We start from the raw sequence: 19,092 nt of genomic DNA on the forward strand, positions 1-19,092 counted from the left end.
AAACACGACCACCGTGGCGTAGTGGTTCCCTCCCTGGTTTGGGGGGGGCGGCAGTGGGGGGGGGTGTGTTTTCCTGCGCCCCCCCCCCCCCCCTCCCCCCCCCCCCCCCCCCAGCGCCACCGCGCCCTATCTCGCGGCCCGGCTCGCGCGCTCCTGACGACAGCGCGAGGGGCTGAGCACCGGTCAGCCGGTTCGGGGCGCAGGGTCGCGCGCGTCGCCATGCTGCGTTCCAGCTTGTGGCGGATATCGCTCGCGGGGTGTCACGTCTGGGGTCGTTCCACAATGAGTTCGGCAACGTGTCGCATCTTGATGTCGCTGTGCTGGGAGATCTCGCGTAGGGCGTCCCGGTCGTTCTCCGCGCGCAGACGGGCGAGCGTGACGACGATGCCAATCGCCTTGCAGATCGCCCTGTTTGCGGGCCCCAGCCGCATGCTGGTGGGCGCGGCAGACCGTGGAGTCGACGCTCAGGTCCCACGTGATCGCACCCGGCGGGCGGGCCCTGCGGACGTGAGCTGCGGACCTGGTGCGCCCGGGACGCGGAGCGCACAGGGCGCCACGCGCTCATGTCCGCTGAGACCGATGCTCTGCAATGCCGAATTCGGGCAGGTCAGCGACGAACGCGTCAAACCCCGCAACGGCTATCGCCCGCCGAGTGGACACGAGGGCCGGGACGATCGAGCCGGCCATCCCCAAGCTGCGCCAGGGCAGTTACTTCCCGCACTGGTTTCTGGAGGAGCGCCGACGGGCCGAACAGGCCCTCATCTCGGTGGTCGCCACCGCCTACCTGCTCGGCGTCAGCACGTGCGACGGGGTGCGCAGCGAGCCCCCATTCCGACGACGAGCGGAGGGCGCGCCACCCTGTCAACTCCTTCAGAGCATCTCCAGGGGCGTGGGCCCGTTGGGCGGCGGGAACGCCTCGTCGAGGGCGTCGAGCGCCTCGGTGGGAAGGTGGAGGTCCAGCGCGCCGCGGTTCTCCCGAACGTGGTCGGGTGATCCGGAACGCGGGATCGCGGCCACCCCCTGTTCCAGCACCCAGGCGAGTGCCACCTGGGCCGGCGTGGCTGCGAGGGCCCGGGCCACGGCACCCAAAGCGTCGCCCTTCAGTAGCCGCCCCTGCTCGATCGGGGAGTAGGCCATGACCGTCACCCCGGCCTCGCGGCACCAGGGGAGCAGATTCCACTCGATGCCGCGCCGGGAGAGGTTGTACAGCACCTGGTCGGACGCGGCGTCGCCATTGGGGAGTGTGGTCAGTTCGGCCATGTCGGTGACGTCCAGATTGCTCACGCCCCAGTAACGGATCTTTTCCGCCTCCATCAGGTCGGTGAATCCCGCAAGGGTCTCCTCGAGTGGCAACCGGCCCCGCCAGTGCAGCAGGCAGAGGTCCAGCCGTTCCGTTCGGAGCCGCCGCAGGCTGCCCTCGCAGGCGGCGACGGTGCCTTTCCGGTCGGCGTGCCCGGGCAGCACCTTGCTGACGAGGAAGACCTCCTCCCGGTGCCCCCGGAGGGCCTCCCCGACGAGTTCCTCGGCTGCGCCGTCGCCGTACATCTCCGCCGTGTCGACGACGGTCATGCCCAGGTCCACGCCCAGCCGCAGCGCGGCGATCTCCTGTTCACGCCGGGCCGGGTCCTCGCCCAGGTACCAGGTGCCCTGCCCCAGCGCCGCGATCTCCTCACCGGAGGGGAGCGCGATCGTTCTGGCCGATTCCGCAGACATCTCGGGCCTCCCGTCTGCCGCGGATCCGCGTCACGCGAGCCCGCACCGGGTGCCCAGGTCCGCGCCTCCCAGACGAAAGGTGTCGGATGTGCCGGAGTGTGAGGTCAGGAGGGGCGAGCGGACTGCGCCGAGACCTTGCCGGGACCGGGTGCGCGGTCGCGCAACGCGACGACCACTGACACAACGGCGCCACAGGAGAGGACCGCCGCGAAGCCGATCATCGCGGTCTGCACGGCGAAGTGCCGCAGGGCGATGCTGAACAGGACGGAGGGCAGGCCCATTCCCAGGTACGCGACGACGAAGAAGACGGCGAGGACCCCCGCGCGTGAGGCGGGCTCGGCCACGGAAACGGCACGTTCGACGCCTCCCTTGAACAGGAGTCCGGAGCCGGCTCCCGACAGGGACACGGCGACCAGGTAGAGCCAGAGAGCCGGGTGGTAGAGGGCGACGGCGCACAGGACCAGGCCGACGGGGAAGGCCACTGCCCCCACGGTCAGGAGCCGGGGCAGTGGGAGGCGTCCCAGCGCCAGCTGGGACGCCGCCGCGGAGCCGAACATGAGGAAGGCCGCGAGGCCGACCACGAGGTGCGAGTCGGTGTGCAGGGTGCCGTGGAGCACGCTCGCCCCGAGGGATGAGATCAGGCCGAGGATCGCGAAGGCGAAGGCGCCCAGCGCGCCGGCCGCGCCGAACGCCCGCCGGCCGCCGGGGCGCAGGACGAACCTGCTGGGCAGTTGGGCCGCGGGCAACTCCAGGTCCACGGTCTCCGGGGTGCACAGCACCAGCGCCAGGCACACTGTCATGGCGAGCGTGAAGATCGCCTGGGTGGTGATCAGGGGTGTGGGAAGCCACTCGGCGGCGGCTCCGGCGACCAGGGGCCCCGAGGCCAGGCCGCCGAGGTTGGCGGCGGTGGCCACGATGCCGGGCAGCACGGAACCCGTCCGTTCCGGACGAGCCTCGTGGTGGAGGTCGTGCAGGTACGTCGTCGCGGTCGAGGCCATCAGCCCCAGTCCGACACCGTTCAGGATCCTGCCCGCTATCAGCCCCGGCAGGTCCCGCCACACGATCAGTACGACCGACGCGACGATGCCGACGAGCAGCGCCGGGACGATGATGCGCCGCCGGCCGAGCCGGTCCGACAGGTGTCCCAGCCCGAGGAAGGCGGCTGCTGCGCCCACGACCATCGAGGCGTACGCCACCGTGACCGTGGTCGCACCGAAGTGGTCCCGGGCCTCGTACAGCGGCCACAGCGGGGTCGGCGCGGTGCCGAAGGCCATCAGCACGGTGAAGGCCACCGCCACGAACCAGAAGCCGGTCGTGTGTGAGGCACGGCGCCGGGCGGCAGCGCGGGGCGGCAGGTCGGCGGGAGCGGGTGCTGGGACCCGGTGGGTCGGGTCGCCGGGAGCGCCGGCTGTGGGACGGCTCAGCGGCGTCGGAACGGCAGGCAGTGGTACCCCTCCTCGGGTGGAAGTGGATGGCGCTTTCCATCCTCCTCATCAGCAAGAATCAGTGCCAACGAATGTTTTTGCTGAGCTCCAGCAACGCGAGTGATACTTCTCGTGTGGAGCTACGTCAGCTGGAGCACTTCATCGCGGTCGCCGAGGAGCTGAGTTTCACGCGTGCCGCCCGTCGGCTGCACGTGGTGCAGTCCGGGGTGTCCGCCGCGATCCGCTCCCTGGAGCGCGAGCTCGGCTGCGCGCTGTTCGAGCGCACTTCGCAGCAGGTCCGGCTCACCGGGGCGGGCGCCGCGTTGCTGCCGGAGGCTCGGGCCACCCTGAACGCCGCCCAGGCCGCCCAGGACGCCGTGCGCGCCGCACAGGACACGCTGCGCGGCACGGTGAACGTGGGCGCCATGGCCTCGGTCGAGGTGGTGGACCTGCCTGCGCTCCTCGGGCAGCTGCACGCGCGGCATCCGGCGATCGACGTCCGGCTGCGGCTGGCGACGTCCGGCTCGGCGGGACTGGCGCACGCGCTGCTCAGCGGGGACCTCGACGTGGCCTTCCTGTCGCTGCCCGAACGCAAGCCCGCCGGGATCGATGCACGGGAACTGGCCACCGTGCCGCTCGTCCTGGTGGTGGACGCCGCCCATCCGCTCGCGCAGCGGGGAAAGGTGGCGCTTGCGGACCTCGCGGGGGAGCCCTTCGTGGACTTCCCGCCGGGCTACGGCAACCGCGAGGTGGTCGACCGAGCGTTCGCGGTGGCGGGCGTCGTACGCCGGGTAGCACTGGAAGTGCCCGACATCGACATGGGAGCGGCACTGGTCCGGCACGGTCTGGGCATCGCCTTCCTGCCCGCGTTCGCCGTTGCCCGCACCCCCGGGCTGCACGCCCTGGACGTCCACGACACCACGCTCCGCTGGAGCATGCATCTGGGCACGTCGTCGACCCGGCGGCCCAGCTCGGCTCTGCGGGCGCTGCTCGACCTGGTCGACCTCCACGTCATCGCCCTGTGACGCCCGGGCCGGGGCCCGGACGTCACCCGTCGGTGGTGTCCGGCCCGCTGCGTTCGCCTCGCTCCGGCCGTGACACCTGCCGCAGCATCCGCTGACGGTCCCACTGGCGTCGTCCACAGGCGGCGTCGGACACCTTCGCGGCCCCTCCGAGGCTGGTGCCGAAGGCTCCGCGGATCATAGCGATGGCGGTGATGAACCAAGTCCTGTCTTCTGGCGCGATGCGACCTCGCTGGATCATTCCGAGGAAGGGCCACCCACCCGCTGCAGCGCCGTAGCGGGGCAGCCCGCCCAACTGCTATTGACACCGATCGCGCAGAAGCTCCAGTGAGGCATCAGCCCGGTCCGCCCAGCACGATCTTCCACACTCGGGTCGCCACCTGGAGGTTCAGCCGGTCCTCGACGTTCGCGAGGTCGTGGCCGCTGATGTCGCGGATGCGCTGGAGCCGATAGCGCAGCGTGCTGCGGTGGATCGCGAGGGAGTCGGCGGTCTCGTCGTAGTTGCCGCCGCAGTCGAAGTACCGGGACAGGGTCTCCACCATGGCCGCGTGGTGCTGGGAGTCGTAGTCGATGAGCTGCCCGAGCCACTCGTGGACGAACGTCTCCAGTTCCTGGTAATCGTTGCCGGGTCCCAGGATGCGGTAGAGGCCGAGCTCGTCGAAGAACGTCGTGCCGTAGCGCTCGTGGGAGTGGCGGCGCACGTCCAGGGCGCGCTGCGCCTCCTGGTAGTGGTGGGGGATGTCGTTCAGGGAGTCGGATGGGGTGCTCACCCCGATCGTTCCGGACCTTGTTCCGGTCTCCCGGGCGAGCGCCTCGTACAGCGCGCGGGCGTGCGGCCTGTCGTCGGCGACCAGGACGACGTGGTCGGAGCGTCGGGTCAGCAGCGAGCGCATGCCCACGGCAGAGGCTGCCCTCCCCACGGTCTGTGCGAAGGAATCGTCGGCGGTCCGGTTCGACCACTGCACCACGACGACGTAGTGACTTCGGTGCAGGTCGTATCCGACTGCCTCGGACCGGGCGTAGGCGCTCGCCTCGTTCGTCCCTGCCAGGAGGTCGTCTACCAGCTCGCGGTGCAGCCTCAGCTCCACTTCGGCCAGATTGCGCAGGTGCGTCATTTCCATGGCGAGCGATGCGGCAGCGTGTTCCAGCGCGAGCACGGTGTGCTCGTCGGCCTCGTCCCGGGCATCGACCAGGGCCAGCACGCCGAGGATCTCGCCGTGCGGACGGATCAGGGTGATCAGCCGGTCCCCTATCCGCACCGGCCCGGCCTGACGGGCGACGGCGTGCAGCATTTCGTCCTGGCATACGGGGTTCGGTTCGGGATAGGGGACGGGGCGGCTGGGGCCGGTCCAGGACCTCAGCCGTCCGAAGCGGTCTTCGACCAGAGCGGGAAGTCCAGTGAGTCCGTGCAGTGCGCGGGTGACAGCTTCCTCGCCGCCACCTGAGGCAGCGACGTCGGCCATGAGAGCGTGAACGGCTCGCTCGTAGCCCAGCTCAGCCACCACAGAGATCAGCTGCCGCTGGAGGGCTGTGCGTTCTTCCCTCAGCCGGTGCAGCTCCAGCGCGTCCGCGCGTTGGCGGCGGTGCGCGACGGCGACCGACAGTGCAGCAGCGGTGTGCCGGACGAGCATGGCGAGCAGGGATTGCTCGGCCTTGGTGGGCCGGGAGCAGGACGTGACCACGAGGTAGCCGTGGAGTACCCCAGGTCCGCGTAGCCCCAGGGCTTGGCCCCACGGCCTGCCGACTACGGTCACCTTGCCGTCCTGCCCGGCCAGGTGCCGCACCCTCCGACCCACGGCCAAGGCATGCGCCTGCCCGTTCCTCGGGCTGGGGACCAGTTCGCCGCCCACCTTGAGGTATCCGGCCTCGGCTCTGTATGGCCCCGCGGCGACTATGTGGTCCATGGCCAGGCGCAGGATCGCGCCTTCGTCCGGAGCGTCGAACTGGGCGCGGGAGAGCGCGGCCAGTTCGCGGAGGGCATGGGCGGCTTGGGTGCGACCGGACAGGCGGGGCCCCCTCGGCGCGGCCGTGGGGTGCCGCCGGGCGCTGTCCCGCGGAAGGCCGCCCTTCCGGTCGGAGTAGTGGTGGTACAGGCTGTACGCCCGACTGCCGACCATGGGAGATCACTCCGTCCTTCGGAGGTGAGCGGCTTTCGCGTACCCGGTCCCGGGCCGGCTACCCGAGACGTGTGGGCTCTTTCTCTCGTACTCGTGGGGCCACCGGAGCGGTGCATTCCTGACTCGCCAGGCGCAGGCGTGGAGCCACCCGGTTCGTCACCCTGGGGAGTGCTCGAGACCCTCCGTGCGCACCGGCGGAAAACCGGCGGAGTCCCACCTCTGTCTGAACGAACGTGATCCGGAGAGTCGACGCAGGCGCTGCACCGGGAGGAGTTCCTCATGGCCAAGGCAGTGGGCATCGACCTGGGCACCACCAACTCGGTGATCGCTGTGTGGGAGGGCGGCGAGCCGTCCGTCGTGCCCAACAGCGAGGGCAACCGCACGACACCGTCCGTGGTGGCCTTCACCGACACCGGGGAACGTCTGGTGGGCCAGCTGGCCCGGCGCCAGGCGATCCTCAACCCCAAGGGCACCATCTACTCGGCCAAGCGGTTCATCGGCCGGCACTTCGACGAGATCTCCGACGAGGCCAGGGCGGTGGCGTACGACGTCGTCGAGGGCGACGGCGGGGCGGCCCGCTTCAAGGTGCGCGACAAGCTGTACGCGCCTGAGGAGATCAGCGCACAGGTGCTGCGCAAACTCGCCGACGACGCGTCCAAGCAGCTGGGGGAGCGGGTCACGGAGGCGGTCATCACAGTGCCCGCCTACTTCAACGACGCTCAGCGCACCGCCACCAAGGACGCCGGACGGATCGCCGGACTGGAGGTGCTGCGGATCATCAACGAGCCGACGGCGGCCGCCCTCGCGTACGGCATGGACAAGAAGGAGCACGAGACCGTCCTCGTCTTCGACCTGGGCGGCGGCACCTTCGACGTGAGCATCCTCGACGTCGGCGACGGCGTGGTGGAGGTGCGCTCCACCGCCGGTGACAGCCACCTGGGCGGCGACGACTTCGACCGGCGTCTGGTGGACTACCTCGCGGACGACTTCCAGAAGGAGAACGGCATCGACCTGCGCAAGGACCCGCAGGCGCTGCAACGACTGTTCGAGGCGGCGGAGAAGGCCAAGACCGAGCTCAGTTCGGTGACGCAGACGCAGGTCAGTCTGCCGTTCATCACCGCCGACGCAGCGGGCCCCAAGCACCTCACCGACTCGATCATGCGGTCCACTTTCGAGCAGATCACCGGCGACCTGGTGGAGCGTTGCCTCGGACCGGTGCAGCAGGCGATGGCCGACGCGAAGGTCGGCGAGAACGACATCGACGAGGTCATCCTCGTCGGCGGTTCCACCCGCATCCCCGCCGTCCAGACTCTGGTCCGCCGGCTGACCGGCGGCAAGGATCCCAACATGAGCGTCAACCCCGACGAGGTCGTGGCCCTGGGCGCCGCGATCCAGGCCGGGGTGCTCAAGGGCGAGGTCAAGGACGTCCTGCTGCTCGACGTCACACCCCTGTCGCTGGGCGTGGAGACGCGCGGCGGAGTGATGACGAAGATCATCGAGCGAAACACCACCATTCCGGTGCGCCGCAGCGAGACCTTCTCCACCGCGGAGGACAACCAGCCGGCCGTCGATGTGGTGGTCCTCCAGGGCGAGCGCGAGCGGGCCGCCGACAACCGGGTGCTGGGCCGGTTCCAGCTCACCGACATCCGTCCGGCGCCGCGGGGCGAACCACAGATCGAGGTCACCTTCGACATCGACGCCAACGGCATCCTCAACGTCAAGGCCCGCGACCGGGACACCGGCAAGGAACAGGGCATCACCATCAGCGAGAGCTCCAACCTGGACCGCAGTGAGGTCGAACGCATGGTCCAGGAGGCCGAGCGCAACCGGGGCCAGGACCAGACGCTCCGCGAGGCCGTCGACGCCCGCAACGAACTCGACGCCGTCGCGTACCAGGTCGAGAAGCGCCTCGCCGAACTGGGCGACGCAGCGCCCGCGCACGAGAAGGCACGCGCCGAGATGCTCGTGTCCGACGCCCGGGCGGCGGTCAAGGAGGAGGCGGGCGTGGAGCGCGTGCGGCCCCTGACCTCCGAACTCCAGCAGGTGCTCGCCGGGCTATCGGCCCATCAGGGCGCCGCCCCGGGCGGCGGTCCCGGCCAGGACACTGCCACCGGCGGTCCCACGAGTGACGGTGGCGGTGACGATGATGTCATCGACGCCGAGTTCGACAAGGGCTGAGGCGCGCCATGCCCACCCACCCCCAGGAACCCGACCGGGCCGCGTCGGATCCGGGCGCACGGGTCCCGGAAGGCGCCGGACCAGTTCCTCGCGGGGACTTGCCCCAACCGGGCCCGCCCCGGCCCGAAGCGGCGAACGGCGAACCGGGGCCCGATGCTGCCGGCCCCGCGCCTGCCGAGGACGAGTACACGACCGCGATCCAGGAACTGGAGGACCGCTGGCGGCGCGCGCTCGCCGACCTCGACAACCTTCGCAAGCGTCACGCCAGGGAGCTGGAGCGCGAACGGGCGGTCGAGCGGTCCCGCACTGCGGCCGCCTTCCTGCCCGTCCTCGACAACCTCGAACTCGCCCTGACCCACGCCGGCGCGGATCCGGGCGCGATCGTGGAGGGCGTCCGAGCCGTACGCGACCAGGCGGTGAACGTCCTCGAACTGCTCGGCTACCCGCGGCACGCGGAGAGCGGTGTCGCCTTCGACCCGGCCCGGCACGAGGTGGTCGGTGTCGTCCAGGACCCCGACGCCCCACCGGGCACGGTCGTCGAGGTGCTGCGCCCCGGCTACGGGGACGGCGAGCGGCAGCTCAGGCCGGCCGCCGTGACCGTCGCCAAGCGGGAGTGACCGGCGATGGCACGGGATTTCTACGAGGTGCTGGGCGTGCCGCGGACCGCGAGCCAGGACGAGATCCAGCAGGCATATCGCAAACTCGCCCGTAAGTACCACCCCGACGTCAACAAGGACCCCGGGGCGGAGGAACGCTTCAAGGACCTCAACGAGGCATACAGCGTCCTGTCCGATCCCAAGACCCGGGCCCGCTACGACCGCTTCGGCGAGGACTTCCGCAAGATCCCCGAGGACTTCGACGAACGGGTCGCGGCCGGAGCGGGCGGCGGCTTCCGCGGTCGCAGGACCGCAGGCGCGGCCGGCCCTCGCGTCCGGTACACCACCGGCTTCGGCGACGACTTCGGAGCGGAGGGCATCGACATCGAGGACCTGCTCGGCTCCATGTTCGGAGCCGGCGCCGCCCGAGGCGGCGTCCCCGGAGCGGACCAGGAGGCCGAACTGCCGCTCACCGTCGAGGAGGCGTACCGAGGCGGCCGCCGCACCGTCACACTCGCCGGCCCCACCGGGCAGCCGCGGCGGTACGAGGTCGACGTGCCGCCGGGCGTCACCGACGGGCAGCGCATCCGGCTGGCGGGTGAGGGTGGCCAGGGCAGTGGCGACGCAGCCGCGGGCGACCTGTACCTGCGGGCGCGTATCCAGCCCCACCCCCGGTTCCGGCTGGACGGCCGTGACGTGCACGTCCAGGTCCCGGTCGCTCCGTGGGAGGCGGCCCTGGGTGCGACCGTGCCGGTGCCCACGCCCGGCGGCGGCACGGCGAAGGTCACGGTGCCCGCGGGCTCGTCCAGCGGCCGGCGGCTGCGGCTGCGCGGCGAGGGCATGCCGAACCCGCGGGGCGCGAACGGCGACCTGTACGCCGAACTTCGCGTCATGGTGCCTCCCGCCCTCGGCGACCGGGAGCGCGAACTGTTCGAGGAGCTCGCCGCCACTTCCTCGTTCGACCCCAGGAGGACGCGATGAACGACCGACCCGCGGGAGCGGGAGGCATCGGCCGGGCCGGCGCGGGCGCCCGTCCGGTACGAACGGGCGCCGATCTCACCGCCTCGACGGCTGTCCGGTACGCGCTCGTGCCCGTCCCCAGGCTCTCCCTGGCCGCCGTGGCCCTTCGCTCGGGCCTCCACCCCGATCTGATCCGCCGGTTCGTCACCCTCGGCCTGATCGACGCCGAACGCGACTCCGCTGGGCGACTGGTGTTCGACCCCACGGCCCCGGCGGTTCTCGCCCGTATCCAGCGGCTGCGCACCGGACTCTGCCTCAACTACGCATCCATCGGCCTGGTGCTCGACCTGCTCGACCGCATCAGCCTGCTCGAAGCCGCCCTGCGCGGCCGCGGCACGAGGAGTGAAACACCCCCATGGACATGAACCGTCTCACCCAGAAGTCGCAGGAAGCCCTCCAGGAGGCCCAGAGCGCGGCCGTCGGCATGGGGCACACCGAGGTCGACGGGGAACACCTGCTGCTCGCGCTTCTCGATCAGGAGGACGGTCTGATCCCGCGGTTGCTGCAACAGGCCGGCACCGAGCCGAAGGAGCTGCGCGCGGCCGTGCGCGAGGAACTTTCCCGCCGCCCGAAGGTCACCGGTCCCGGCGCGGCCCCCGGCCAGGTCTTCGTCACTCAGCGCCTGTCCCGGCTGCTCGATGCCGCCGAGCGGGAGGCCAAACGCCTCAAGGACGAGTACGTGTCCGTGGAGCACCTCCTGCTCGCCCTGGCCGAGGAGGGGTCGGCGACCGCCGCCGGACGCCTGCTCAAGGAGCACGGTGTGACCCGGGATTCGTTCCTGAGCGCGCTCACCCAGGTCCGCGGCAACCAGCGCGTCACCTCCGCCAACCCTGAAGTGGCCTATGAGGCTCTGGAGAAGTACGGCCGCGACCTGGTCCTCGAGGCTCGGTCCGGGCGGCTGGACCCGGTCATCGGCCGGGATGCGGAGATCCGCCGCGTCACCCAGATCCTCAGCCGCAAGACCAAGAACAACCCCGTCCTCATCGGCGATCCCGGCGTCGGCAAGACCGCCATCGTCGAGGGCCTGGCCCAGCGCATCGTTCGCGGCGACGTCCCCGAGGGCCTGCGCGACAAGACGGTGTTCGCTCTCGACATGGGCTCCCTGGTCGCCGGCGCCAAGTACCGCGGCGAGTTCGAGGAACGCCTCAAGGCCGTGCTGTCCGAGGTGAAGGCCGCCCAGGGGCGCATCCTGCTCTTCGTCGACGAACTCCACACCGTCGTAGGCGCGGGTGCCGCCGAAGGGGCCATGGACGCGGGCAACATGCTCAAGCCGATGCTCGCCCGCGGCGAACTCCACATGATCGGCGCCACCACCCTCGACGAGTACCGCAAGCACATCGAGAAGGACGCCGCCCTCGAACGCCGCTTCCAGCAGGTGCTGGTCGACGAGCCGAGCGTGGAGGACACCATCTCCATCCTGCGCGGACTGCGCGAACGTCTGGAGGTCTTCCACGGCGTGAAGATCCAGGACACCGCACTGGTCTCCGCGGCCACCCTCAGCCACCGCTACATCACCGACCGGTTCCTGCCCGACAAGGCCATCGACCTCGTCGACGAGGCGTGCGCCCGGCTGCGTACCGAGATCGACTCGATGCCCGCCGAACTCGACGAGATCACCCGCCGCGTCACCCGCCTGGAGATCGAGGAGGCGGCCCTGTCCAAGGAGACCGACGCCGCCAGCAAAGCCCGTCTGGAGGAGCTGCGCAGAGAACTGGCCGACCTGCGCGGCGAGGCCGACGCCAAACACGCCCAGTGGGAGGCCGAACGGCAGGCCATCCGCCGCGTGCAGGAACTGCGCCAGGAACTCGAGCAGGTCCGCCACGAGGCGGAGGAGGCCGAACGCGCCTACGACCTCAACCGCGCCGCCGAACTCCGCTACGGCCGCCTCCAGGACCTGGAGCGCCGGCTGAAGGCCGAGGAGGAGCAACTTGCCGCCAAGCAGGGGCAGAACCGGCTGCTGCGCGAGGTCGTCACCGAGGAGGAGATAGCCGAGATCGTCGCAGCCTGGACCGGCATCCCCGTCGCCCGTCTCCAGGAGGGCGAACGCGAGAAACTGCTGCGCCTCGACGAGATCCTGCGCGAGCGCGTCATCGGCCAGGACGAGGCCGTCAGACTCGTCGCCGACGCCATCATCCGCGCCCGCTCCGGTATCCGCGACCCGCGCCGCCCCATCGGCTCGTTCATCTTCCTCGGCCCTACCGGCGTCGGGAAGACCGAGCTGGCCAAGACCCTCGCGGCGGCCCTGTTCGACTCCGAGGAGAACATGGTCCGCCTCGACATGAGCGAGTACCAGGAGCGGCACACTGTCAGCCGGCTCATGGGCGCACCACCCGGATACGTCGGCTACGAGGAAGGCGGCCAGCTCACCGAGGCCGTACGCCGCAAGCCGTACTCGGTGGTGCTGTTCGACGAGATCGAGAAGGCGCACACCGATGTCTTCAACACCCTGCTGCAGGTCCTCGACGACGGCCGCATCACCGACTCCCAGGGCCGCACCGTCGACTTCCGCAACACCGTGATCATCATGACCTCCAACATCGGCTCCGAGCACCTCCTCGACGGCGCCACCGCCGAGGGCGAGATCAAGCCGGACGCACGCGCCCTGGTGATGGGCGAGCTGCGCGGGCACTTCCGCCCGGAGTTCCTCAACCGCGTCGACGACATCGTGCTGTTCAAGCCGCTCGGTGAGCGGCAGATCGAGCGGATCGTGGAGCTGCAGTTCGACGAGCTGCGCCGCCGGCTCGCCGAACGCCGCATCACCGTCGAACTCACCGAAGCGGCTCGGGAGGTGATCGCCCACCAGGGCTACGACCCGGTGTACGGGGCCCGGCCGCTGCGCCGCTACATCTCCCACGAGGTCGAGACGATGGTCGGGCGCGCCCTTCTGCGCGGTGACGTCCAGGACGGGGCGACGGTCCGCGTCGACGCCGAACACGGAGAGCTGGTGGTCACCTACGACCAGCCCGAGAAGGTCGAAGGGGCGCGGGCGGCATGAGCACGACGCAGGCGACGACCGTCGGATGTCCCCACTGCGGGCGCACCAACCGGGTGCCCGTGGCCGCGGAGGGCCGCCCCAAGTGCGGCCACTGCAAGCAGCCCCTGCCGTGGATGGTGGACGCGGGCGACGACGACTTCACCGAGGTCGCCGAGCGGGCCGACGTCCCCGTCGTGGTCGACCTGTGGGCCACCTGGTGCGGCCCCTGCCGCATGGTCAGCCCCGCACTGGAGAAGGTCGCCACCGATCTCGCCGGCCGCATCAAACTCGTCAAGGTCGACGTCGACAAGAACCCGCGACTGGCGCAGCGTTTCGAGGTCCAAGCCGTACCGACACTGCTGATCCTCGACCAGGGCGAGACAGTCGCCCGGCAGGCGGGGGCGGCGCCCGCCCCCGCTCTGCGCCAATGGGTGGAACAGTCGATCACCGCCCGGAAAGGGTGATCCGGATGACCCTGCACGCAGACCCCCACCTCGCGCTCGTCCGGCCGGTCCAGCCGCTGACCCCAGAAGGGTGTCAGGAGTGTCTGATGCTCGGCGCCCCGTGGGTCCACCTGAGGCTCTGCCTGACCTGCGGGCACGTCGGCTGCTGCGACTCCTCGCCGAACAAGCACGCGCGCAAGCACGCAGCTGCCGACGCCCATCCGATCGTGCAGTCGTTCCAGCCCGGCGAGGAATGGCGCTGGTGCTACGTTCACGAGGCGTTCGTCTGATGTCCGGCGACCAGTCGCCGCCGGGCGAAGAACCGGTGCCGGAGAAAGCGGACGAGGCCGCCTTCTGGGAGACCCCGGACATCTACGGCGCGTACCCGCGCCTCACGGAGGACCAGACAGCACGTCTGGCGGAGCACGGGCAACGCCGGAACATGGCTCCGAACGACGTGCTGATCCGGGAGGGGGAGCGCTGCGAGACGTTCTTCGTCGTCCTCAGCGGTACCGTCGCCGTCGTCGAGGACTACGGCACTCCGGAGGAGCACGTGCTGCGCGTGCACGGCCCCGGTCGCTTCATCGGCGAACTCGGCCTGCTGCACGGACAAGTGGCCTTCTACACCGCTGTCGTCAGGGAGCCGGGCGAGGTCCTCGTCGTCTCCTTGGACCAGTTGCGCCACCTGGTGTCCCAGGACTCCACCATCGGGGACATCGTGCTGCGCGCCTGCCTGTGCCGTCGCGCGCTGCTCGTCGGACAGGGCGCCGGCTTCCGCATCATCGGCTCGCGCTACTCGCCCGACACCAGACGGCTGCGCGAGTTCGCCGTCCGCAACCGGCTGCCGCACCGCTGGATCGACCTGGAGACCGACGAGGAGGCCGAGGAGCTGCTGCGCCGCTTCGGCGTCGGCCCGGAGGAGACACCACTCGTCATCTGGCGGGACACCACCCTGTTGCGCAACCCCAGCAACGCGGAACTGGCCCGGCTCATCGGCCTGCCGTCACTACCCGCCGGAAACCGTCACGGCGACGTCCTCATCGTAGGCTCCGGACCCGCCGGCCTCGCTGCCGCGGTGTACGCCGCCTCCGAGGGCCTGAGCACCACGGTGGTGGAGGCGATGGCCACCGGTGGCCAGGCCGGCACGTCGTCCCGCATCGAGAATCTGCTCGGCTTCCCGTCCGGCATCTCCGGCGCCGAACTCACCGAACGCGCCGTGCTCCAGGCCGACAAGTTCGGCGCCGGGATCAGCCTTCCGCTGGAGGCGACCGGTCTCCGTCCCAAGGACGAGGACCACTACGTGGTGGCGTTCGCCGACGGCAGCGAGATCGCCGCCCGCGCCGTCGTCCTGGCCATGGGTGCCCACTACCGCCGGCTCCAGGTGCCCGGCATCGAACGCCTGGAGGGCACGAGCGTGCACTACTCGGCGACCGTCTACGAGGCCCAGCAGTGCCGCACCGACCCGGTGGCCGTCGTCGGCGGAGGCAACTCGGCGGGCCAGGCGGTGCTGTTCCTCGCCGGGTACGCGCCGAAGGTGCACCTGCTGGTCCGAGGAGCCAGCCTTGAGGCCAACATGTCCCGCTACCTGGTCGACCAGGTCGAGCGCCATCCGCGGGTGGAGGTCATGCTGCACACCGAGGTCACCGAGGTCATCGGCCAGGAAGTGCTGGAGGAACTCGACGTGGTCGACAACCGCACGGGCGGGCACCGCCGGCTCCCGGTACGGAGCCTGTTCGTCTTCACCGGCGCCGAACCTCACACCGAGTGGCTCGCAGGCATCATCGCCCTCGACTCCCGCGGCTTCGTCCTCACCGGGCCGGAGGCCCAGGAAGCCTGCGCCTACCCCGAGGTGTGGCACGGCCGCGGGCGCTCGTGCATGACCCTGGAGGCCAGCCTGCCCGGGGTCTTCGCGGTAGGGGACGTCCGCAGCGGCTCGGTGAAGCGGGTGGCCTCTGCGGCCGGTGAGGGCGCGATGGCCATCCACTTCGTGCACCGGCACCTGGGGCACTCGGCCGTACCCGGCACCACGGGCACGCCGGCTGTCGCGGGCCACTCGGACGTCTCCCCACGCATACGTCATAAGGAGTCCGCATGGCTCGCATGACGAATGGCGGACGATGAGATCACGAGAAGGAAGAAGGAGGCGATTGCGATGGCCATGCCCGTCCGGCGCCACCGCGGTGGCGGTCGGCAGGAAAGGCCCGTCTGGGCACCCACTGCCCCTATAACGAGGGTTGCGACTGCACAGGTTTTTGTCCAGGTGGAAGACCTCCCGGGGCCGCGTAGCGCTTGAGGCTTCGGACTATCTCGCGCCGGGTCTTGCCCTCCTTGCTGCGGCGTTCGTAGTACTCCCGGGTGCGCGGGTCGACGCGCAGGCGGGTCTGCACGATCCGGTGCAGGGCCGCGTTCGCTTGCCGGTCGCCGCCCCGGTTGAGGCGACGGTACTGCCCGCATCGAGCGGGCCCGACTTGCCGCGCCGACGGCGGTCGGCCCGGTCGAACCGGTTCACATCGAAAACATCCACGCCTTGGGCCAGCAGGTAGCGGGACAGGGCAGCTCCGAAGAAACCGGTGCCTTCAACTCCGGCCCGGCGCACTGTACCCGACGCCCTGGCCCACCTCAGCAGGTCTCGGTATCAGCTGCGGCGACGGTCAGACGCCCCTATAACGCGGGATCGGTGGAGGCCATCCTGACCAGGTTGAAGACCTCGCGGGCGGCATATCGCTTGAGGCATCGGATGATCTCACGTCGGGTCTTGCCCTCTTGGGTGCGGCGTTCGTAGTACGCCTGAATACGAGGCTCGTGGCGCAGCCGAGTGAACACGATGCGGTGCAGGGCAGCGTTCGCCTGCCGATCGCCGCCGTAGTTGAGCCGGCGCGTGCTCCGTCGGCCAGAGGAGTACTCGACGGGGCTGACTCCGCAAAGGGCAGCAAAGGACGCCTCAGTGTTCTGTCACTCGGGGTTGTCTCCCATGGTGATCAGGAGAGTGAAGCGCCCGCGCGAGCGCGTCGACGGTCACACCGACGATCGCCCGGAGTTGCTCCGGGCTCGACCCGGCCCTACCCATCACCGCGAGAGACTGGTTCACGGCCGCTACGTGTACGGCGAAGTCCTCGGCGTTCTCGTCGGACATTCCGCCAGCCTTCAGCGCGGTGCGCAGGCGCGGGCGCTGTAGGCCGAACAACTCTTTGACATGCTCTGCGACGCTCGGGCTCAGCGCCGGACTCGCCATGACCGACTGGGCCATCAGGCATCCGTCGGGCACGGCGGGGTCGGCGATGCGCCCCAGGGTGACGTCGAAGAACGCACGGACGGCGGCGACGGGGTCCTCGGCCGCGCACGAGAGGGCGGCGTCGAACTTGTCGCCGTAGCGCGTGGCGTAGCGATCCAGGCAGCGAAGGAAGAGCGCGTCCTTGTCGCCGAGCGAGGAGTAGATCGAGCTGCGGTTCAGGCCGGTCGCCCGGGACAGGTCGTCGAGCGAGGTGTCGGCGTAGCCGGAGCGCCAGAACTGGTTCATCGCGGCGTCGAGCACCGTGTCCATGTCGAACTGCTTCTTGCCTGCCATGCGGCCCATCCTCCCATCTTGGACTGATCAGTTCAAGACGTGCTAGCGTCGAATCACGCTCCACCCGCCTCGATGGAGGATTCCCATGACCAACCCCGTCCCCGCCCTGCCCCTGCATGACCTGGCCGGATTCACGCACCGCTGGGTCGACGCCGACGGCGTCCGCCTGCACGCCGTCGAAGGCGGTCGGCCGGACGGACCGGTCGTCGTCCTGCTCACCGGGTTCCCGCAGACGTGGTGGGCCTGGCGAAAGGTCATGCCTGCTCTCGCCGATCGGTTCCGGGTCATAGCGATCGACCGGCCGGGCCAAGGCAATTCCGAGCATCCGGAGCTCAGCTACGACACGCACACGGTCGCCGCGCACATCCAGGCCGCCGTGAACGCTCTCGGCGTGCGGGACTACTGGCTCGCCGGGCACGACATCGGCGCCTGGGTCGCCTTCTCCCTCGCCCTGAACTACGAGAGCCGACTGCACGGGGTCGCGCTGCTCGACGCCGGAATTCCCGGTATCACCATGCCGGAAGCGATCCCTCTCGACCCGACTCTGGCGTTCAAGACCTGGCACTTCGCGTTCCACGTGGTGCCCGATCTTCCCGAGACGCTGATAGCCGGCCGCGAGCGGGAGTACATCAGCTGGTTCCTGAAGACCAAGTCCCTCGCGCCCGACGCGTTCGAGGAAGCAGAGCTCGACCACTACGGCGCGTCCCTCGCCCTCGATGGCGGCCTTGCCGCCGGCCTCGCCTACTACCGCGACGCCGCCGAGTCCGCGCGCAAGAACCGCGCGGCACTCGAGCAACGGCGACTGACCGCGCCCGTCCTCGGAATCTCCAGCAGCCACGGCTCGATCCCGGATATGGCGGCTTCCATCAGCCCGTGGGCCGAGAACGTCACCGGCGTCATCGTGCCCGACGCCGGTCACTACATCCCCGAGGAGCAGCCCGAGGCCATCGCCGCCGCCCTCACCGACTTCTTCAGCGGCCATTAGTGCTCTAGCAGGAGGGCGATCCCCATTGCCGTCGGGGGCCCGTCAGTTACGGGCCCGCCCCGCGCGCCTACGGACGTGTCGTGAACCGCCCGTCGCCCCGCTTGTGCAGCCAGCCCCGGGCGGCGAGCTTGGTCATCTTCGCCCAGGTTCCAGCTTGCCGTGTACCGAGGCGTCCAGCCCCAGCCGCTCGCCGACCGCCCTGACCTGCACCGGGCCGTCCGCCTCCCGCACGATCGCCAGGATCTTGCGGTAGTCGCCGGGCAGCCCGCCCTCGTCGGCCGCGTCGCCGCGGTGCGGGATGAGCAGGACTGCCCGCCCGGCCACCTTCGCCGATGCCGGAGCGACAGCCCGGCGTCGGCCCGGGCCTGCTCGGCCAGGCGGTTCAACACTCCGCTCCGCGATCGCCAGTTCGTGCCGCTCGGCCTGCCTCCTGGAGTTGCTTGCCCAACTTTTCGGCGAGAGCGTCCAGTTCGCTCCGGCGGGCGGTGATCCGCTGCCGCTCCTGCATCCCCCGCGCCCTCCCACGTTCTCACGGCGTGCCGACCTGCTGACGGATCGTAGGCGGGGCCGGTCGTGGGCGCAGCCGAACCCGGCATCCCGCCAGAGCCGGACCTGCCCGATGATCTACACCATGGTCATCGGCCGCCGACCGCCACGAGTACCCAACTCGCCATTCACACCAGACCCGTGACCTGTGACTTCACGATGCACACCGCTCAATGGCGAACCGGGCAAACCGTCCGTAGCGACGCGTACACACGCGATCAGTTCATCTCGCTGGCTGAGAACGCATCAGCCCTGACCACTGGTCCCGCCCGATCAGGGCCCCCACACGACAGAATCCGCCCGGGTTCCCGGCTGAGCAGCGTCGTCTCACAGATCCCCGTCTTGGTGGCTGCGATTGCAAATCCAGCGCCCCCGAGCGCATCACAGGAACACGAACTGCATCAGGAGCCTAGCGCGTCATGCGTGCAAGCACAGTGGAGGGGGGGGGGGGGGGGGGAGGGGGGGGAGGGGGGGGGGGGGGGGGTGGGGGGGGGGTGGGGGGGGGAAGA

Annotated in this window: 15 protein-coding genes and 3 pseudogenes; 11 read left to right on the forward strand and 7 right to left on the reverse strand. The window is 70.3% G+C overall.

Annotation, left to right across the window (positions count from 1 at the left end):
* Window positions 1–557 precede the first annotated feature (557 nt).
* Window positions 558–802 (forward strand): annotated as a pseudogene (locus AC07CM_RS01365) (transposase); the annotation flags it as partial.
* Between the two features lie 68 nt (window positions 803–870).
* On the opposite strand, the gene AC07CM_RS01370 reads toward AC07CM_RS01365, so the two are convergent.
* Window positions 871–1,713, reverse strand: coding sequence for an aldo/keto reductase (locus tag AC07CM_RS01370; RefSeq protein WP_478874244.1), 843 nt, complete (start codon window positions 1,711–1,713; stop codon window positions 871–873).
* A 104-nt stretch (window positions 1,714–1,817) separates the two neighbouring features.
* Window positions 1,818–3,005, reverse strand: a complete 1,188-nt coding sequence (locus AC07CM_RS01375; RefSeq protein ID WP_478874245.1) for an MFS transporter — start codon at window positions 3,003–3,005, stop codon at window positions 1,818–1,820.
* Window positions 3,006–3,271: 266 nt separating this feature from the next.
* Between AC07CM_RS01375 and AC07CM_RS01380 the strand changes: the two genes are divergently transcribed.
* Window positions 3,272–4,162 (forward strand): LysR family transcriptional regulator, encoded by an 891-nt coding sequence (locus AC07CM_RS01380; protein WP_478874246.1) that lies wholly within the window; start codon window positions 3,272–3,274, stop codon window positions 4,160–4,162.
* Window positions 4,163–4,494: 332 nt separating this feature from the next.
* On the opposite strand, the gene AC07CM_RS01385 is transcribed toward AC07CM_RS01380, so the two are convergent.
* Window positions 4,495–6,276 (reverse strand): PucR family transcriptional regulator, encoded by a 1,782-nt coding sequence (locus AC07CM_RS01385; RefSeq protein ID WP_478874247.1) that lies wholly within the window; start codon window positions 6,274–6,276, stop codon window positions 4,495–4,497.
* Between the two features lie 279 nt (window positions 6,277–6,555).
* Between AC07CM_RS01385 and dnaK the strand changes: the two genes are divergently transcribed.
* The 8 genes from dnaK to AC07CM_RS01425 are packed head-to-tail and all read left to right on the forward strand — an operon-like array spanning window position 6,556 to window position 15,591.
* Window positions 6,556–8,454 (forward strand): molecular chaperone DnaK, encoded by a 1,899-nt coding sequence (gene dnaK / locus AC07CM_RS01390; protein ID WP_478874248.1) that lies wholly within the window; start codon window positions 6,556–6,558, stop codon window positions 8,452–8,454.
* A gap of 8 nt (window positions 8,455–8,462) precedes the next feature.
* Window positions 8,463–9,071 carry a nucleotide exchange factor GrpE gene (locus tag AC07CM_RS01395; protein ID WP_478874249.1) on the forward strand — a complete coding sequence of 203 codons (609 nt, stop codon included), beginning with the start codon at window positions 8,463–8,465 and terminating at the stop codon, window positions 9,069–9,071.
* Between the two features lie 6 nt (window positions 9,072–9,077).
* On the forward strand, window positions 9,078–10,031 hold the full coding sequence (locus tag AC07CM_RS01400) for a DnaJ C-terminal domain-containing protein (RefSeq protein WP_478874250.1): 954 nt from the start codon (window positions 9,078–9,080) through the stop codon (window positions 10,029–10,031).
* Window positions 10,028–10,435 (forward strand): chaperone modulator CbpM, encoded by a 408-nt coding sequence (locus tag AC07CM_RS01405; protein WP_478874251.1) that lies wholly within the window; start codon window positions 10,028–10,030, stop codon window positions 10,433–10,435. Before AC07CM_RS01400 ends, AC07CM_RS01405 begins: the two co-directional genes overlap by 4 nt.
* Complete coding sequence (clpB, locus tag AC07CM_RS01410; RefSeq protein ID WP_478874252.1) at window positions 10,426–13,065, forward strand: ATP-dependent chaperone ClpB; 2,640 nt, start codon at window positions 10,426–10,428, stop codon at window positions 13,063–13,065. The genes AC07CM_RS01405 and clpB overlap by 10 nt, the downstream gene beginning before the upstream one ends.
* Window positions 13,062–13,508, forward strand: coding sequence for a thioredoxin (trxA, locus tag AC07CM_RS01415; protein WP_478874253.1), 447 nt, complete (start codon window positions 13,062–13,064; stop codon window positions 13,506–13,508). Before clpB ends, trxA begins: the two co-directional genes overlap by 4 nt.
* Window positions 13,509–13,513: 5 nt before the next feature.
* Entirely contained in the window at window positions 13,514–13,777 is a 264-nt protein-coding gene (locus AC07CM_RS01420; RefSeq protein WP_401674215.1) for a UBP-type zinc finger domain-containing protein, read from the forward strand.
* Entirely contained in the window at window positions 13,777–15,591 is a 1,815-nt protein-coding gene (locus AC07CM_RS01425) for an FAD-dependent oxidoreductase (protein WP_478874254.1), read from the forward strand. The genes AC07CM_RS01420 and AC07CM_RS01425 overlap by 1 nt, the downstream gene beginning before the upstream one ends.
* Window positions 15,592–15,763: 172 nt before the next feature.
* Here the strand turns inward: AC07CM_RS01425 and AC07CM_RS01430 are convergent.
* From AC07CM_RS01430 to AC07CM_RS01440, 3 genes and pseudogenes are all read right to left on the reverse strand, one after another.
* Window positions 15,764–15,934, reverse strand: a pseudogene (locus AC07CM_RS01430) (transposase); the annotation flags it as partial.
* 214 nt (window positions 15,935–16,148) lie between these two features.
* Window positions 16,149–16,373: pseudogene (locus AC07CM_RS01435) on the reverse strand (IS110 family transposase); the annotation flags it as partial.
* A gap of 55 nt (window positions 16,374–16,428) precedes the next feature.
* Complete coding sequence (locus AC07CM_RS01440; protein ID WP_478874255.1) at window positions 16,429–17,052, reverse strand: TetR/AcrR family transcriptional regulator; 624 nt, start codon at window positions 17,050–17,052, stop codon at window positions 16,429–16,431.
* Window positions 17,053–17,137: 85 nt separating this feature from the next.
* On the opposite strand from AC07CM_RS01440, the gene AC07CM_RS01445 reads away from it, so the two are divergent.
* Window positions 17,138–18,037, forward strand: a complete 900-nt coding sequence (locus tag AC07CM_RS01445; protein ID WP_478874256.1) for an alpha/beta fold hydrolase — start codon at window positions 17,138–17,140, stop codon at window positions 18,035–18,037.
* A 132-nt stretch (window positions 18,038–18,169) separates the two neighbouring features.
* On the opposite strand, the gene AC07CM_RS01450 is transcribed toward AC07CM_RS01445, so the two are convergent.
* The gene (locus AC07CM_RS01450; RefSeq protein WP_478874257.1) at window positions 18,170–18,361 is read right to left on the reverse strand and encodes a hypothetical protein; all 192 of its coding nucleotides are present in this window, start codon (window positions 18,359–18,361) and stop codon (window positions 18,170–18,172) included.
* Between the last annotated feature and the right edge of the window lie 731 nt (window positions 18,362–19,092).

It is taken from the genome of Streptomyces sp. NPDC044061 (assembly GCF_056434305.1).

Excerpts from the sequence above, each read along its gene's own strand:
- AC07CM_RS01370 (WP_478874244.1), bottom strand. The coding sequence starts at position 1,713 with ATGTCTGCGGAATCGGCCAGAACGATCGCGCTCCCCTCCGGTGAGGAG.
- AC07CM_RS01385 (WP_478874247.1), bottom strand. The coding sequence starts at position 6,276 with ATGGTCGGCAGTCGGGCGTACAGCCTGTACCACCACTACTCCGACCGG.
- dnaK (WP_478874248.1), top strand. The coding sequence starts at position 6,556 with ATGGCCAAGGCAGTGGGCATCGACCTGGGCACCACCAACTCGGTGATC.
- AC07CM_RS01395 (WP_478874249.1), top strand. The coding sequence starts at position 8,463 with ATGCCCACCCACCCCCAGGAACCCGACCGGGCCGCGTCGGATCCGGGC.
- AC07CM_RS01400 (WP_478874250.1), top strand. The coding sequence starts at position 9,078 with ATGGCACGGGATTTCTACGAGGTGCTGGGCGTGCCGCGGACCGCGAGC.
- AC07CM_RS01405 (WP_478874251.1), top strand. The coding sequence starts at position 10,028 with ATGAACGACCGACCCGCGGGAGCGGGAGGCATCGGCCGGGCCGGCGCG.
- clpB (WP_478874252.1), top strand. The coding sequence starts at position 10,426 with ATGGACATGAACCGTCTCACCCAGAAGTCGCAGGAAGCCCTCCAGGAG.
- trxA (WP_478874253.1), top strand. The coding sequence starts at position 13,062 with ATGAGCACGACGCAGGCGACGACCGTCGGATGTCCCCACTGCGGGCGC.
- AC07CM_RS01420 (WP_401674215.1), top strand. The coding sequence starts at position 13,514 with ATGACCCTGCACGCAGACCCCCACCTCGCGCTCGTCCGGCCGGTCCAG.
- AC07CM_RS01425 (WP_478874254.1), top strand. The coding sequence starts at position 13,777 with ATGTCCGGCGACCAGTCGCCGCCGGGCGAAGAACCGGTGCCGGAGAAA.
- AC07CM_RS01440 (WP_478874255.1), bottom strand. The coding sequence starts at position 17,052 with ATGGCAGGCAAGAAGCAGTTCGACATGGACACGGTGCTCGACGCCGCG.
- AC07CM_RS01445 (WP_478874256.1), top strand. The coding sequence starts at position 17,138 with ATGACCAACCCCGTCCCCGCCCTGCCCCTGCATGACCTGGCCGGATTC.